Here is a 14,113-nt window from a genome sequence, read left to right as displayed (position 1 = left end):
AGAACGGACCGATCCCATGAACCTCTTTGCCGATATCCGCGCCCTGACCCTCGATGCGATCGACGGGCTCGTGCGCGACGGCGTGCTGCCCGCGGGGCTCGACACGGCCAACGTGACGGTCGAGCCGCCCCGCGACGCCGCGCACGGGGACATGGCGACGAATGCCGCGATGGTGCTGGCCAAGCCCGCCGGCAAGAAGCCGCGCGACATCGCCGAGCCGCTGGCCGCCCGGCTCGCCGCCGATCCCCGCATCGCGACGGCCGAAGTGGCCGGTCCCGGGTTCCTCAACATCCGCCTCGCGCCCGCCGTCTGGCAGGAGGTGGTCGCCGCCGTGCTCGTCGCCGGGACCGGGTTCGGCCGCTCCGAGATGGGCGCGGGCAGCCGGGTGAATGTGGAGTACGTCAGCGCGAATCCGACTGGACCGTTGCATGTGGGGCACACGCGCGGCGCGGTCTTCGGCGACGCGCTGGCCGCGCTTCTGGAGTTCTCCGGGCACGACGTGACGCGGGAATACGTCATCAACGACGGCGGCAGCCAGATCGACACGCTCGCCCGCTCCGTCTACCTCCGCTACCTCGAGGCGCACGGCCGAGAAGTCGCGTTCCCCGACGGCGTCTATCCGGGCGACTATCTCGTCCCCGTGGGCGCGGCGCTGAAGGAGGAGGTTGGCGCGGACTACGTGGACCAGCCCGAGGATGTCTGGCTCGCCCCGATCCGGGACTTCGCGACCGACGCGATGATGGCGCTGATCCGCGCGGATCTCCTGAGACTCGGCGTGGAGATGGACGTCTTCTTCTCGGAGAAATCGCTCTACGGGACCGGCCGGATCGAGGCCGCGATCGAGGCGCTCCGTGCCAAGGGCCTGATCTACCGCGGCACGCTCGAGCCGCCCAAGGGCAAGCTGCCCGAGGACTGGGAGGCGCGGGAGCAGACGCTCTTCAAATCCACCGAATACGGCGACGACGTCGACCGCCCGATCCAGAAATCGGACGGGAGCTGGACCTATTTCGCCCCCGACATCGCCTATCACTACGACAAGGTGGAGCGGGGATTCGACCAGCTTATCAACGTGTTCGGTGCCGACCACGGTGGCTACGTCAAGCGGATGAAGGCCGCCGTCGCCGCGCTCACCGACGGGCGCGTGCCGCTCGACATCAAGCTCACGCAGCTCGTCCGGCTGACGCGCGACGGCGCGGAGCTGAAGATGTCGAAGCGCGCGGGCACCTTCGTCACGCTGGCCGACGTGATCGAGATGGTGGGCGCCGACGTGACCCGGTTCGTGATGCTGACGCGCAAGAACGACGCGCCGCTCGATTTCGACGTCTCCAAGGTGCTCGAGCAGTCGAAGGACAACCCGGTCTATTACGTGCAATACGCCCATGCCCGCGTGATGTCGGTCCTGCGCAAGGCTGCCGAAGCGGGGACCGACGTCGCCGACGCGCGGCTGCGCGAGGCGGATCTCGGACAGCTCGATCACCCGGCGGAGCAGGCGCTCGCCGCCAAGCTCGCCGAATGGCCGCGCCTGGTGGAGATTGCCGCCCGCACGCACGAGCCGCACCGGATCGCCTTCTACCTCTACGACCTGGCGTCCGGGCTGCATGCGCTGTGGAACCGCGGTCACGACGAGCCGAATCTCCGCTTCCTGCAGGACGACCCGGATACGAGCCGCGCGAAGATCGCGTTGGCCCGCGCCGTTTCCATTGTAATCGCTGGTGGTTTGGGTATCCTCGGGGTCGAACCTGCAAACGAGATGCGTTGAAGACCCAGAAGGGGCGCGGCGCGCAGGTCAGAGCGGTAAAAGGGCAGCGTCGGTTTAACGGCGCGTCCGTCGAGGCGGATACGGGGGGCAGCCCCGGTCCAGAGCAGTGATCACGACCCGCCGGGCTTCGCCGTCCGGCCGGTGGAGGGCAGGCAAATGGCGGATTTCGACTATTTTGGTGCGGATTACGGGGCCGAGGCGCCCTCGCGTCTGGCGGACGCGATCCGCGGTTTCGGGCTGATGAACTGGGCCGGGGCCGTGACTTCGATCGGCCTCAGCGCGGGACTCGCGACCTGGGCGATCGACCTGACGTTTCGCGACGTCTCGACTGTCCCGGTCATCATGGCGCTGGAAGGCCCAATGCGCGTCGCGCCGGAGGATCCGGGCGGCACGGTCGCCCCGCATCAGGGCATGGCGCTCTCCGACATCACCGGTGGCGGCGCGGCCACGCCCGCCCCGGAGGAAATTGTGCTGGCCCCGCCTCCGGTCGCGCTGAACGCGCCCGCGCTGACCGAGCGCGTGGCGGCGGTCGAGGAAGCGATCGAGGATTCGCCTGCCGAGCAGATTGCAATCGTGGAAGACCCGGGCATCGAAATCGCAGGCGTCGAGGATTCGGGCTTGTCGGAGCCGGACGCTGCGGTCACGTCCGACCACGCCGCGTCCAATGTCGAAATGGCCTCCCTCGAGATGATCGAGGCGCCGGACGACGTGGCGTCGGCCGGGACGGAGACGCCCACCCCCGGCGCCATCGAAAGCTCCGTCCAGGCCGCGTTGATGGAGGCGCTCGGCGAGACCGGCGGCTCGGCCACCGAGGCGAGCGGCCACGGCATCTCGACGTCCATCCGTCCGGTCCGTCGGCCGACGAATCTGCGCAGCGCGCTCGCCGCACCGGCCTCCCTGCCGACCGATGCGCCGGCTGCCGGGATGGGCGTGCAGGTCGCCTCGATCGAACCGATGCGTCCGGCCGCGATCGAGGTCGACCCCGCGACGATTTCGGCCGGCACCAGCGTTGTGCAACTCGGCGCCTTCGACAGCGCGAGCGGCGCGCGGGCCGAATGGGACCGTCTCGCCCCACGCTTCCGCGACTATTTCGACGGCAAGAAGCGCGCGATCCAGAGGGCGGGCTCCGACGGCCGCGCCTTCTGGCGCCTGCGCGTCGTGGGCTTCGCGGATGGCGACGAGGCGCGCCGCTTCTGCGCCGAGCTTTCGGCACAGGACTCGACCTGCATCCCGGTGACGGCGCGCTGAGCGGATGGCCGGGGCCTTCATCCTCGGTTGCGAAGGCCCCGACCTGTCGCCGCGCGAGGCGGCGTTCTTCCGCGACGCCGACCCCTGGGGATTCATTCTCTTCGCCCGCAACGTCGATACGCCCGACCGTCTGCGGGCGCTGACGCGCGCGCTACGGGACGCCGTAGGACGTGACGCGCCCGTACTGATCGACCAGGAAGGCGGGCGGGTCCAGCGCATGGGGCCGCCCTTCTGGACACGCTGGCCCCGGCCGCTGACGCAGATGTGCCGCGCGCGCGATCCCGAGCGGGCGATGTTCCTGCGCGCGCGCCTGATTGCCGGTGAGCTTCGCGACGTGGGCATCGACGTCAACTGCACGCCCACGGCCGACATCGCCTGCGACGTCACTCATCCGTTCCTGCTCTCCCGGCTGTACGGCGACAGCGTCGAGACCGTTGCCGCGCGCGCCCGGGCCAATGCCGAAGGGTGCCGCGCCGGTGGCGTGCTGCCGGTGCTCAAGCACATTCCCGGCCACGGACGCGGCAATGTCGACAGCCATCTCGGCCTGCCGCGCGTTGACGCCTCGCTGGAGGAGCTGCGGGCGAGCGATTTCGAGGTGTTCCGCCGCCTTGCCGATCTGCCGCTCGGGATGAGCGCGCATGTCGTCTATTCCGCGCTCGACGACGCGGCGGGCACGGTCTCGCCCGCGGTGATCGCGGAGGTGCGGGGCTGGATCGGGTTCGACGGCCTCATGATGACCGACGACATCAGCATGGGCGCGCTCGGCGGCGACGTGGCCACGCGTGCGGCGCGGGCGCTCGCGGCGGGCTGCGACGTGGTCCTGCATTGCAACGGCGAATGGGACGACATGCAGGCGCTCGCGGAGGCTTGCCCGGCGATGACCAAGGCGGCGGCGGCGCGGGCGGCGCGGGCCCTCGCATTGCGCGCCCGGCCGGAGGCGCTTGACACCGCGGCGGCCCACGCGGAACTTGACGCCCTCACCGCCTGAGGGGGCGTCCGTGGCCGACGAATTCACCGAAGGACCGGCGCGGGACACGGTGGCCGACCGGCTCGCCGCGGAGGCTCTCATCGTCGACGTGGAGGGGTTCGAGGGGCCCCTCGATCTCCTTCTGAAGCTGGCGCAGACGCAGAAGGTCGACCTGCGCCGGATTTCCGTCACCGACCTCGCGAAGCAGTATCTCGACTTCGTGGCGCGGGCGGGCGCGATGCGGATCGAGCTCGCGGCCGACTATCTCGTCATGGCCGCCTGGCTCGCCTTCCTGAAATCCCGCCTGCTGCTCCCGCCCGACCCGGAGGAGGAGGGACCCTCGGCGGAGGAACAGGCCGCGCATCTGGCCTTTCAGCTCGAACGGCTCGAGGCGATGCGCAGGGCCGCGGCGGCGCTGATGGCGCGCGACCGGCTGGGCCGCGACGTCTTCGCCCGCGGTGCGCCGCAGGGCGTCGCGCGCGTGCGCCGCGTGACGCGCACGGCGACGCTTCTCGATCTGATGCAGGCCTATGCGCGCACCCGCACCCGCGACGAGTTCCGCCCCTTCGTGATGGATCGCGATGGCGTCTGGACCATGGAGGAGGCGCTCGACCGCCTGCGCCCGCTGATCGGAAGCCTCGCGAGCTGGGTCGAACTCGCGGCCTTCCTGCCCGAAGGGTGGAACCGCGACCCGGCTCGCCGCCGCTCGGCCACCGCGTCGACCTTCGCGGCGGCACTGGAACTGGCGCGGAACGGCCGGCTGGATCTCGAGCAATCCGATCCGTTCGGCCCGATCCGGATCCGGGGCCGGACATGAGCGACGGCACGCTCTTCGATGCCCCGGACCCGGCGGCACAGGAGCGGATGGTGGAGGCCATCCTCTTCGCCTCGGCCACGCCGCTCACTGTGGCCGAGCTGCAGGCCCGGCTACCGCATGGCTGCGACGCGGCAGCGGCCCTCGGGCGCCTGACCGCGCATTACGCGGGTCGGGGCGTGGAAGTGCGGAAGCTGGGCGAGGCCTGGGCGATCCGGACGGCGCCCGACCTCTCCCACCTGATGACCCGCGAGATCGTCGAGACCCGCAAGCTCAGCCGTGCGGCGATCGAGACGCTGGCCATCATCGCCTACCACCAGCCGGCGACGCGGGCCGAGATCGAGGAGATCCGGGGCGTCGCGGTCTCGAAGGGTGTCGTGGAGCAGCTGATGGAGCTCGACTGGATCCGCCTCGGGCGCCGTCGCGACACGCCCGGCCGGCCTGTCACCTTCGTGGTCACGCGCGGCTTCATGGACCATTTCGGCCTCGCCTCGCCGCGCGACCTGCCGGGCCTGAAGGAGCTCCGCGCCGCGGGCCTCCTCGACGGAACGCTGCCCGCGGATGCCGAGAAGGGCGCGGCAGACCTGTTCGAGAGCGCCGCCGAGGAGTGACGTCAGGCCTTCGGATCGGTGCGCGAGATCAGCGCCTTCGCGTTCGGGACCACCAGGAAGGTGATGATCGGCACGGTCAGGAGCGTCGTGAGGAACGTCCGGACGAAGGTCGGGACGTCGAGATCCGAGGTCAGATAGGTCAGGAGGGTCACGGCCGGGTAGACGGCGAGCCAGATGAGGACCAGCATCATGATCTGGTGCCGCCGCTGGTGCGGATCGCGCCCGGTGTTCACGTCGTCCTGTTCGGTCACGGCTGCGCCCCTGTTCGTCTCTCCGGGGCCAAGATGGGGCGGCGGATCGACGGGACCAGTCCGCAGCATGGCGTCACTTCTCCGACGGCTGCCCCTCGGCGTGGAAGCCCGCGCGGCGAAGCTCCCCGGTCGCGACGCGGCCCAACCAGATGATGATGGCGCCGAAACCCAGCAGTCCGATCACGGCGAGGACCACGCGCATCCGTGTCGCGCCGACCGAGGCGAGCCCTCCGACCTCGCCGATCCAGACCATCGCCAGCGTCCCGGGCGCGAGTCCGATGATCGTCGCGATGACGTAGGGAACCGTCCGGACGGAGGTGAGTCCGAGCAGCCAGTTCTGCGCGGTGAACGGCAGGATCGGCGTGAGCCGCAGCAGCGTGACGAACACCATCGCGTTCCGCCCGATCGCCCGGTCCGCGGCCATCAGCCGCGCCCCGTGCACCCGCCGCAGCAGCATGTTCCGCAGCCAGTGGCGCCCGATCAGGTAAGGCGGGATCGCGCCGAGCACGCTGCCCGCCATCGCCAGCGGAAAGCCCCACCACCCGTAAGCGAGTCCGCCGACCACCGACATCGCGGCCGCCGGCAGGGGCAGGATCACGACGATGATGTAGGCGATCAGATAGGCCAGCACGCCCCAGGCCCCGTGGCTGTCGACCCAATCGCGCAGGAGCGGCACCCACTGGCCCCAGGGCAGCAGCCACATGGCGAAGGCGAGGCCGACGAGGATCGCGGGCCAGAGCCACAGCTGCCAGGCGGGCACGGGAGATGCGGGGGAGGGGGCCATCGCGCGCCCCTATGGTGCGCCCCGATGGTCACCGCAAGGGGCGGCAACGGCTCGGAATTGTATCCGCCCGCCGGACGGCCCATGTTGACGTCGACGAAACCGGTTCGGGGAATGCGCATGTTCGGAGGAAAGGCCAGCCGGAACCGGTTCGATCCGGGCCTCGACACCTTTCCCGACATCATGGTGGACGCGATGGCCGCCGAGATGGCGCTCGACCGCCGCGGCGGCGCCGATGGCCGTGCGGGCGTGCCGCCCCCGGATGCCGCGACGCTGAGCGCGGCCGAGCTCGAGGCGGTGGACGCGGTCCGCTCCGTCCGCCGGCGGGCGCTCGGGCAATACGAGATGGAGCTGCAATCCTACGCCGCGCGCGTGGCCGAGGCGGGCGCCGCACGCGAGCGGGTGCAGATGATGGTGGGCGAGGCGGAGAACCAGCTGCGCAACCTCACGCGGGAGGAGGAGAACCGGCTCGAGAATGCCCGCGCCCACGTCACCGGCATGCAGGCCAAGCTCGACGCCTTCCGCGCGCGCAACCGGCTGGTGGGTCCGCCCCGGGCGGCGGGCTCCGTCGTGCTTGCCGTGGGGCTCATCCTGATCGTCGCCTTGATCGAGACGGGCGCGAACGGCTACTTCTTCGCCGCACAGAACACGCTCGGATATCTCGGCGGGATCGTCGCGGCGGCGATCATCTCGGCGGTGAACATCGCCTTCTCGTTCCTCGCCGGCCATTTCACCCGTTATCTCAACCGCAGGCAGATCGGCTGGAAGCTCTTCGGTCTCCTCGTGTTCGCGGCCTTCCTCGCCTTCGCGGTGACGTTGAACCTCGCCGTGGCGCATTTCCGCGACGCGCTGGCCACGCTCGGCTGGGAGGCGGCGCTCGTCGCGGCCATCGACGGTCTGCGCGCCGATCCGCTCGGCCTGCGCAGCTTCGAATCCTGGCTCGTCGTGGGCTTCGGCGCGCTCGTCTCCATCACCGCCTTCCTCAAGGGGCTGACGCTCCATGACCCCTATCCCGGCTTCAACCGCGTCCACGACGATTACGAGGACGCGATCGACGACTACGCCGAAGCCTATTCCGAGGCGCAGGAGGCGCTCGACGCGGCCTTCGAGGCGGCGCGCGACAAGCTCGAGGACGAAGCCGCGAAGCGGCGGATCGAGCTCAAGTCGGCGGTCGATGCGGTGTTCGCCCGCGGGACGCTGACGCGGAACCTGACGGCTTTCCTCGAGGTCTGCGACGAGGCGGGACGACGGCTTCTGCGGGTCTATCGCGATGCAAACCTGCGCGTCCGCAAGGATACGGGGCCGGCCTATTTCAACGCGCCCTTCGCCTTTCCGGACTACGCCCCGCCCGATTTCGAACAGGGCGACCGCGCCGAGGCGCTGCGCGAGATCGAACGGATCGACGAGGTCGTCCATACCGGCACCGATCGCCTGCTCGCCGCGCGTGAGTGCGCGCTCGATGCCTATCCGACGGTGCGCGAGATCAAGGCGGGCGATGCCGTCCCGCGCCCGCGCGTCGTGCCAGCGGAGCGCAGACGGCAGGGGGCGGCCTGACATGGCGCGGCGGCGGCGGCGCGGCCGGCGGGGGCGGGGGTTCGGGCCGGTCGTCCTCGGCCTGTCGCTCGCCATCGTCGCGATCGCCGCGTTCGGTGCGATCGGCTGGGTCGTGTTCCGCGAATCCGCGCGGCCCGGCCTCGACGCGGCGAGCCTCTGCCCCGAGGACGGCCCTGCCGGCCATCTCGCCGTGCTTCTCGACACGACCGATCCCGTCTCCACGACGCAGCTGTAGGCCGCACGCGCGCGGATCGACGCGATGATCGCCGAGGCGCCGGACTTCACCCGCGTGAGCTTCGCCACCGTGTCGCCCGATGCGGGCCTGCGTGCCGACAGCATCCGTTCGCTCTGCAAGCCGCCCGCCGACGTCTCCGCGCTGACCGGCAATCCACGCCTCGTCGCGGCCCGCTACCGGGACGAGTTCCTCGCGCCGGTCGAGGGGCATCTCGACGGTCTGCTCGCCATCCCCGAAGCCGGGGCCTCGCCGATCATGGAGGCGCTCGCCGAATTCCTGACCGCGATTCCGGGTTTCGCCACGGACGAGATTCCGCACCGCGTCGTTCTCGTCACCGATCTCGTACAGCATTCCGACGCGTTCAGCTTCTATCGCGGCGGCGACTGGCAGAGCTTCGAGGCGGCGGGCGGGACTGCGCGCCTCGGCCGCGCGCTCGACGGCGCGGAGGTGGATGTGCTGCGCTTGCCGCGCGTCGCCGCGCCGCGGGAGGTCGTGGACGATTTCTGGGTCCGGTACTTCGACGCGCAGGGCGTGGCGCGCGTCCGCACCGCGACCCTCGGGGATCTCTGATGCCGCGCGGAACGACACCCTCCTACGGGATCGACCGCTGGCTTCTCGCGCTGGCCTTCGGCGCGGGGACGGGCGGGACGATCGCGCTCAAGCTCCTCGACGCGCCGCAATGGGCGCCCGCCGCCTTCGCCGCCGCCGTGATCCTGGGCTACGCGGCGCTGACATCCTCGCTGCGGACTGCGCGGCTCGAACCCGAGCAGATCGGCGACAACGCCTATTACCTCGGGTTCGTCCTCACCCTCTGTTCGCTTGCCTACACGCTCTGGTCGCTCGGCACGCTCGACGCGGAGACGGCCTTCATCGCGGAGGTCATCTCCGGCTTCGGCGTGGCGCTGACCTCCACCGTCGTCGGCGTGGCGGTGCGCGTGTTCCTGATGCAGTTCCGCGTCGACCTCGTGGCCCGCGAGCGCGAGGCGCAGGCGGCGCTCGCGGACGGACTCGCCACCTTCCGGTCGGAGATCGCCGACGTGATCCGCGGGACGCGCTATCTCGGCGTCGAGATCCGGCAGACGCTGGCCGACCACCATGCGGAGATCGCGGCTGCCGACGCGAAGCGGATGACCGAAGTGACGGAGCGGCTGATCCGTCTGATGGACGAGGCGATGGCCGGCTATGCGGTGCGCACGGGCGAGGTGCAGGCCGGGATCGCGCGGCAGGGCGAGGCCGTGGTGGCCGACACCGCGGCCCGGCTCGAGGCGCTCGCGACACGGACCGACCACGCGACGCGGATGCGGGCCGCGGACGCGACGGAGCGGATGGACGAGGCCACGGCCCGCGCGCTCGACGCCGCCGAGGCGCGGCTCGTCCGGGCCGTCACCCGGTTCGAGAACACCGCGAACGCCGCCGCGACCCGCCTTCGCGCGGCGAGCGACAGGGCGGGGCAAGCGACGGTGGAGGAGCTGCGCGCCCACCGGGCCGACCTGCGCCGGATGCTCGACGCGGAGGGAACCGAGGCCGCCCGCGCCGAGGCCCTCCGCGCCATCGAAGGGGGGCGCTGACATGCCACGTCCCGCCTACGACCGCGCATCGGGCTACCGGCGCGGCACAATCATGGGCCTCACCGTCGCGGAGGCGTTCATGCTGATCGCCTTCGTCCTTCTGATGCTGCTCGGCGTCTGGATGGCGACCGCGCGCGACCGGATCGTCGCGCTGGAAACCCGGCTTGCCGAAGCGGAGCGCTTCGCCGATGCCTTCACCGAGGAGGAGCGCGCCGCTGCGTTGGCGCACCGGGAACAGCTCGCGCTGCTGGGCAAGGATCTCCAGAGGCTCGACAATATCCGCGAACTGACGGCAACGGGGGCCTCGACCAGCGATGCCGTCCGCGCGTTGCAGCTCCTGCCCGCGCTGGCGGAGGGGCACAGCCCGGAGGAGCTGCTCGACCGCGCCCGACTGCTCGACGAGGCGCTGCTGGAGACGCTGGTGGAGGCCGCCGTGGCGTTGCCGCCCGAGGCGCGCGCGGCGCTGACCGATCTCGCCCGGCTCGAGGACTTCCCCGAGCTCGCCGAACGACTGGCCGGACTCGACACCGACACGCTGGCCGCCGATCTTTCCGAGCTCGCGGCCTACCGCGCGACCGGGCAGGCGCCGGAGGCGGTCGGCCGCCTGACCGTGGCGATCAGCGATGTGGCACAGGCCCGGATCGCCGCGGCCGAGGCGCAGGAGACGCTCGCGGCGGCGGTGGTGCGATCGACCGGCCCCGTCGTGGCGAGCCTCGGCGGCGCGGTGCGCGGCGACGGCTCGATCGTGTTCCCCGACACGCTCCTCTTCGAAGCCGGCTCCGCGACGATCACGCCGGCGTTCGACGGCGCGCTCGCGCGGATCTGCCGGCCCTGGATCGAGACCCTGCATGCGCAGCGCGAGGCCCTGTCCGCCGTACGGATCGAAGGTCATGCCTCCTCGGAATGGACCGGGGCCGCCGCCCCGCGGGCCTTCGAGCGCAACCTCGACCTGAGCCAAGCGCGCGCGGCCGCCGTCTTCAAGCGATGCCTCGCGCTCGCCGGCGACGATGCGGTCGCGGAATGGGCGCGGACGCGGATGAGCGCAGTCGGCTTCTCCTCCTCGCGCCCTGTCCTGACCGGCGGGGCCGAGGATCGCGCCGCCTCCCGCCGGGTGGTCTTCGCCATCGATGCCGCGACGCCCGAACTTCCGGAGGCGACGATCGGAAACTAGCGGTTGGCGGGCCTGTTCCTCACTCGTGCCGCGCCGCCCGGCGTGCCGTTACACAAGCAACGTCATCGGCAATCGCCGTGGCGCCTAGCGGGGCAGCCAGTCGCGCAGTGCCGCCGCCTCGGCCGGCAGCCGTTCCGCCAGGTCGCCGGCGAAGGCCATGAGTGCCTCGAGGTTCATCCGGTTGACGCCCACCAGCACGTCCGTCCCCGCCTCGAGCGCGGCCGCGATCACCGGGCGGAAGCCATGCCCACCCGCCTCCTGCTTGCCGAATTTGTTGACGAGTAGGAGATCCGCGCCGGCCGCCAGCCGTGCCTCGGCGACCGCGACGGCGGTTTCGAGCCCCTCCGGGTCGAGCCGGCAGCCGCGCGCTTCGCGGCCGAGCGACTGGCTGATCCGGATCACGGGACCGTCGGGCAGCACGATCGCGTCCATGTCGCAGCGCGCGCAACCCGGACGGTCGCGGTTCACCTGCACGATGCCCGCGACGCGCAGGCCGCGCGCCATCGCCTCCTGCGCGAGGTCGTGAAGGAGCGGGTCGAGTTCGCCACGCCCCTCGGTCATCGTATAGGCCAGCCGCATGACGCTCCCGTTCCATGGCGATGCGCCGCGTGCAAGCCTTGACGCGCCCGTCCGCCCGGGCGACCCCATTCCCATGACCGAGACCTTTCCCCGGATCGAGCCCTTGGGCGAGGCCGCGCTTCTGGTGCGCTTCGCCGCCCGCCTCGACGACGCCGCCAACCGCGCCTGCGTCGCCTTCCGCGCGGCGCTGGAGGCGGAGCCGCTGCCGGGCGTGGTTGAGACCGCCTCCTCGCTTGGCTCCGTGCTCGTGCGCGTCGAGGGCGATCCCGGAACGGTGGATGCGGCACTCCGCGACCGGCTTGCGGCCATGGACTGGGCGCGCGTGCCGCCGCCGCCGCGCCGTCTCTGGACGATCCCGTGCAGCTACGGCGGCGAGGACGGGCCGCAGCTCGCGGAGGCGGCCGGGCTGGCCGGCTTGTCGCCCGAGGACGCCGTCGCCGCCCTGTCCTCGGCACGGGTTCGCGTGCTCGCCTTGGGCTTCGCGCCGGGCATGCCCTATCTCGGCATCCTGCCCGAGGCCTGGGACCTGCCGCGCCAGACCGGGCTGACGCCGAAGGTTCCGGAGGGCGCGCTCGTCGTCGCGGTCCGCCAGCTCGTCCTTTTCGGCACGTCCGCGCCCACGGGCTGGCGGCAGGTCGGACGTACCGCGTTCGGGTGCTTCCGGCCGGACCGCCCCCGCCCCATCGCGCTTTCGCCCGGCGACGAGGTGACGTTTCCCGCCGTGTCGCCCGACGAGCTCCGCACGCGGGCGGAGGCCGATGCGGAGGGCCATGGCGGCGCGAAATGCGAGGTGATGGAATGATGGAGGTCCTGTCCTCCGGCCCGCTCGTCACGGTGCAGGACGACGGGCGGCCGGGCCACCTGGCGCAAGGCCTCGCCCGAGGCGGGGCGGCCGACGCGCTGGCGCGGCTCGAGGCGCGGGCGCTTCTCGACGAGATTGGGGCGGGGATCGAGATTCCGGGTGCGCCGCTTCGTCTTCGGCTGCATGTTCCGGCGCTTATTGCGCTCACGGGGGCGCCGATGCGGGCGGACGCGGCCGGGCGGCGGCTCCTCTGGAACGCGGCGCATGCGCTCGCCGAGGGGGATGTGCTCGACCTCAAGCCGTCGGGCGAGGGCGCCTATTCGTACCTGCACGTCGAGGGCGGGTTCGACACGGATACGGTCATGGGAAGCCGCACCGCACATCTGATCGCCGGGATCGGCATGCCGCTTGCGGCCGGAGACACACTGCCCTGTGCCGCGTCGCGCGGGTCCGACCGGAAGATCGTCCCGATCCCGCGCCTCGGCGGCGGCATGCTGCGCCTCGTGCCGACGCCGCAGACCCGGCTCTTCCCCAAGGGGGAACGGGACCGGTTCGAAGCCACGACCTTCACACGCGATCCGCGCGGCAACCGGCAGGGCGTGCGGCTCGCCTTCGAGGGCGAGGGCTTCGCGACCGAGGGGCAACTCAACCTGCTCTCGGACTTCATCCTGCCCGGCGACGTGCAGATGACCGGCGACGGCGTGCCCTACATTCTCGGCCCCGAATGCCAGACGACGGGCGGCTATCCCCGGATCGGCACGGTGATCGGCGCGGACCTCCCGCGGGCGCTGCAGGCGAGGCCCGGCGCCGCGCTGACCTTTCGCTTCGTGACGGTGGACGAGGCCCGCGCGGCGACGCATCGCCGGCCCGCGGCCACGCCGCTCGTCCGGTCGCCGGCGGAGGTGGCCGATCTGGGCGCGATGCAACTGGTGAGCGGCGTCGTCTCGGCGCGGATGGAGGATGAATGATGCAGGTCGATCTGAACGCGGACATGGGCGAGGGCTACGGCGACTGGCGGATCGGCGACGACATGGCGCTCCTCGACATCGTGACCTCCGCGAACGTCGCCTGCGGAGCGCATGCGGGCGACTGGGACGTGATGGCCGCGACGATGCGCCGGGCCGCCGAGCGCGGGGTCGGGATCGGTGCGCATCCAGGCTTCGCAGACCTGCAGGGTTTCGGCCGCCGGCGGATCGCGATGCCCGAGGACAGCGTGGCGAACCTTGTGGCTTGGCAGCTCGGCGCGGCCCAGGGGGTGGCCGCGTCGGTGGGGGCCGAGGTGCGGCACTTCAAGCTGCACGGGGCGCTGTCCAACATGAGTTGCGAGGACGAGGGGCTGGCGCGGGCGGCCTACGCGGCGGCGCTTCGCGTCGATCCCGGGATCATCCTGCTGGTCCTGGCCGGGACCGTACAGGAGCGGGTGGCGAAGAAACTGGGCGCGGCCTGGGCGGGCGAGATCTTCGCCGACCGCGGCTACAACGACGACGCGACGCTGGTGACGCGCGGCCAGCCCGGCGCGATGATCCATGACCCGCAGGCGGCGGCCGCGCGGATGGTGCGCTTCGTGACGACAGGGGCGATCGAGGCCGCGTCAGGGCGCGCGATCCCGGCGGCGATCGACTCGATCTGCCTGCATGGGGACGGCCCGGAGGCGGTCGCGATTGCCCGGGCAGTGCGGGCGGCTTTGGAGGCGGAGGAGGTCACGCTCGCGCCGATGGTCGCGCGGCGCGGCTAGACGCTCGACGACCGGGCCGATGCGCCGACCGCGACCGG

16 protein-coding genes are annotated in these 14,113 nt (G+C 71.7%); 13 read left to right on the top strand and 3 right to left on the bottom strand.

The genetic code is table 11. The features are described from left to right. Window positions 1-16 precede the first annotated feature (16 nt). The 5 genes from argS to scpB all read left to right on the top strand — a co-directional run bounded on the left by argS (window position 17) and on the right by scpB (window position 5,399). Complete coding sequence (argS, locus tag Q1A87_RS03195) at window positions 17-1,759, top strand: arginine--tRNA ligase (protein WP_299646967.1); 1,743 nt, start codon at window positions 17-19, stop codon at window positions 1,757-1,759. A gap of 156 nt (window positions 1,760-1,915) precedes the next feature. After that, a complete protein-coding gene (locus Q1A87_RS03190) occupies window positions 1,916-3,007 on the top strand; it encodes an SPOR domain-containing protein (RefSeq protein ID WP_299646964.1) in 1,092 nt (363 codons plus the stop codon). A 4-nt stretch (window positions 3,008-3,011) separates the two neighbouring features. Beyond that, window positions 3,012-3,995 carry a glycoside hydrolase family 3 N-terminal domain-containing protein gene (locus tag Q1A87_RS03185; protein ID WP_299646962.1) on the top strand — a complete coding sequence of 328 codons (984 nt, stop codon included), beginning with the start codon at window positions 3,012-3,014 and terminating at the stop codon, window positions 3,993-3,995. Window positions 3,996-4,005: 10 nt separating this feature from the next. Next, the gene (locus tag Q1A87_RS03180) at window positions 4,006-4,791 is read left to right on the top strand and encodes a ScpA family protein (RefSeq protein WP_299646960.1); all 786 of its coding nucleotides are present in this window, start codon (window positions 4,006-4,008) and stop codon (window positions 4,789-4,791) included. Further along, window positions 4,788-5,399, top strand: coding sequence for an SMC-Scp complex subunit ScpB (gene scpB / locus Q1A87_RS03175; protein ID WP_299646958.1), 612 nt, complete (start codon window positions 4,788-4,790; stop codon window positions 5,397-5,399). Before Q1A87_RS03180 ends, scpB begins: the two co-directional genes overlap by 4 nt. A 2-nt stretch (window positions 5,400-5,401) precedes the next feature. Here the strand turns inward: scpB and Q1A87_RS03170 are convergent, their stop codons facing one another. Together Q1A87_RS03170 and Q1A87_RS03165 are read right to left on the bottom strand one after the other, a co-directional pair. Continuing rightward, a complete protein-coding gene (locus Q1A87_RS03170; protein ID WP_299646956.1) occupies window positions 5,402-5,650 on the bottom strand; it encodes a hypothetical protein in 249 nt (82 codons plus the stop codon). A gap of 73 nt (window positions 5,651-5,723) precedes the next feature. Next, complete coding sequence (locus Q1A87_RS03165; protein ID WP_299646954.1) at window positions 5,724-6,434, bottom strand: TVP38/TMEM64 family protein; 711 nt, start codon at window positions 6,432-6,434, stop codon at window positions 5,724-5,726. Window positions 6,435-6,551: 117 nt separating this feature from the next. On the opposite strand from Q1A87_RS03165, the gene Q1A87_RS03160 reads away from it, so the two are divergent. The 5 genes from Q1A87_RS03160 to Q1A87_RS03140 are packed head-to-tail and all read left to right on the top strand — an operon-like array spanning window position 6,552 to window position 10,959. Then, complete coding sequence (locus Q1A87_RS03160; protein ID WP_299646952.1) at window positions 6,552-7,985, top strand: hypothetical protein; 1,434 nt, start codon at window positions 6,552-6,554, stop codon at window positions 7,983-7,985. 1 nt (window position 7,986) lies between these two features. Beyond that, a complete protein-coding gene (locus Q1A87_RS03155; protein ID WP_299646950.1) occupies window positions 7,987-8,220 on the top strand; it encodes a hypothetical protein in 234 nt (77 codons plus the stop codon). A gap of 24 nt (window positions 8,221-8,244) precedes the next feature. Further along, complete coding sequence (locus tag Q1A87_RS03150; protein ID WP_299646949.1) at window positions 8,245-8,790, top strand: hypothetical protein; 546 nt, start codon at window positions 8,245-8,247, stop codon at window positions 8,788-8,790. Then, entirely contained in the window at window positions 8,790-9,788 is a 999-nt protein-coding gene (locus Q1A87_RS03145) for a hypothetical protein (RefSeq protein ID WP_299646947.1), read from the top strand. Before Q1A87_RS03150 ends, Q1A87_RS03145 begins: the two co-directional genes overlap by 1 nt. A 1-nt stretch (window position 9,789) precedes the next feature. Further along, window positions 9,790-10,959, top strand: coding sequence for an OmpA family protein (locus Q1A87_RS03140; RefSeq protein ID WP_299646945.1), 1,170 nt, complete (start codon window positions 9,790-9,792; stop codon window positions 10,957-10,959). 84 nt (window positions 10,960-11,043) lie between these two features. Here Q1A87_RS03140 and Q1A87_RS03135 read toward each other — a convergent pair whose 3' ends face one another. Next, a complete protein-coding gene (locus tag Q1A87_RS03135) occupies window positions 11,044-11,538 on the bottom strand; it encodes a DUF2478 domain-containing protein (RefSeq protein WP_299646943.1) in 495 nt (164 codons plus the stop codon). Between Q1A87_RS03135 and Q1A87_RS03130 the strand changes: the two genes are divergently transcribed. From Q1A87_RS03130 to Q1A87_RS03120, 3 genes are read left to right on the top strand one after another with little or no spacing between them, the layout of a single operon-like run. Further along, window positions 11,537-12,340: an allophanate hydrolase subunit 1 gene (locus Q1A87_RS03130; protein WP_299646941.1), complete on the top strand. Its 804-nt coding sequence runs from the start codon at window positions 11,537-11,539 to the stop codon at window positions 12,338-12,340. The two genes, Q1A87_RS03135 and Q1A87_RS03130, sit on opposite strands and share 2 nt — an antisense overlap. Beyond that, on the top strand, window positions 12,337-13,308 hold the full coding sequence (locus Q1A87_RS03125; protein ID WP_299646939.1) for an urea amidolyase: 972 nt from the start codon (window positions 12,337-12,339) through the stop codon (window positions 13,306-13,308). The genes Q1A87_RS03130 and Q1A87_RS03125 overlap by 4 nt, the downstream gene beginning before the upstream one ends. Next, window positions 13,305-14,075, top strand: a complete 771-nt coding sequence (locus Q1A87_RS03120) for a 5-oxoprolinase subunit PxpA (RefSeq protein ID WP_299646937.1) — start codon at window positions 13,305-13,307, stop codon at window positions 14,073-14,075. Before Q1A87_RS03125 ends, Q1A87_RS03120 begins: the two co-directional genes overlap by 4 nt. Window positions 14,076-14,113: the final 38 nt, after the last annotated feature.

This window comes from uncultured Jannaschia sp. (assembly GCF_947494055.1).
In the GTDB taxonomy this organism is placed as follows: domain Bacteria; phylum Pseudomonadota; class Alphaproteobacteria; order Rhodobacterales; family Rhodobacteraceae; genus Jannaschia.
Note: the sequence above shows the minus strand (reverse complement) of the source record. Positions and strands in the feature narration are given on the sequence as shown.

What these genes read in the sequence shown, in the direction of transcription:
- argS (WP_299646967.1), top strand. Translation starts at nt 17, where the DNA reads ATGAACCTCTTTGCCGATATCCGCGCCCTGACCCTCGATGCGATCGAC.
- Q1A87_RS03190 (WP_299646964.1), top strand. Translation starts at nt 1,916, where the DNA reads ATGGCGGATTTCGACTATTTTGGTGCGGATTACGGGGCCGAGGCGCCC.
- Q1A87_RS03185 (WP_299646962.1), top strand. Translation starts at nt 3,012, where the DNA reads ATGGCCGGGGCCTTCATCCTCGGTTGCGAAGGCCCCGACCTGTCGCCG.
- scpB (WP_299646958.1), top strand. Translation starts at nt 4,788, where the DNA reads ATGAGCGACGGCACGCTCTTCGATGCCCCGGACCCGGCGGCACAGGAG.
- Q1A87_RS03165 (WP_299646954.1), bottom strand. Translation starts at nt 6,434, where the DNA reads ATGGCCCCCTCCCCCGCATCTCCCGTGCCCGCCTGGCAGCTGTGGCTC.
- Q1A87_RS03160 (WP_299646952.1), top strand. Translation starts at nt 6,552, where the DNA reads ATGTTCGGAGGAAAGGCCAGCCGGAACCGGTTCGATCCGGGCCTCGAC.
- Q1A87_RS03155 (WP_299646950.1), top strand. Translation starts at nt 7,987, where the DNA reads ATGGCGCGGCGGCGGCGGCGCGGCCGGCGGGGGCGGGGGTTCGGGCCG.
- Q1A87_RS03150 (WP_299646949.1), top strand. Translation starts at nt 8,245, where the DNA reads ATGATCGCCGAGGCGCCGGACTTCACCCGCGTGAGCTTCGCCACCGTG.
- Q1A87_RS03145 (WP_299646947.1), top strand. Translation starts at nt 8,790, where the DNA reads ATGCCGCGCGGAACGACACCCTCCTACGGGATCGACCGCTGGCTTCTC.
- Q1A87_RS03140 (WP_299646945.1), top strand. Translation starts at nt 9,790, where the DNA reads ATGCCACGTCCCGCCTACGACCGCGCATCGGGCTACCGGCGCGGCACA.
- Q1A87_RS03130 (WP_299646941.1), top strand. Translation starts at nt 11,537, where the DNA reads ATGACGCTCCCGTTCCATGGCGATGCGCCGCGTGCAAGCCTTGACGCG.
- Q1A87_RS03135 (WP_299646943.1), bottom strand. Translation starts at nt 11,538, where the DNA reads ATGCGGCTGGCCTATACGATGACCGAGGGGCGTGGCGAACTCGACCCG.
- Q1A87_RS03125 (WP_299646939.1), top strand. Translation starts at nt 12,337, where the DNA reads ATGATGGAGGTCCTGTCCTCCGGCCCGCTCGTCACGGTGCAGGACGAC.
- Q1A87_RS03120 (WP_299646937.1), top strand. Translation starts at nt 13,305, where the DNA reads ATGATGCAGGTCGATCTGAACGCGGACATGGGCGAGGGCTACGGCGAC.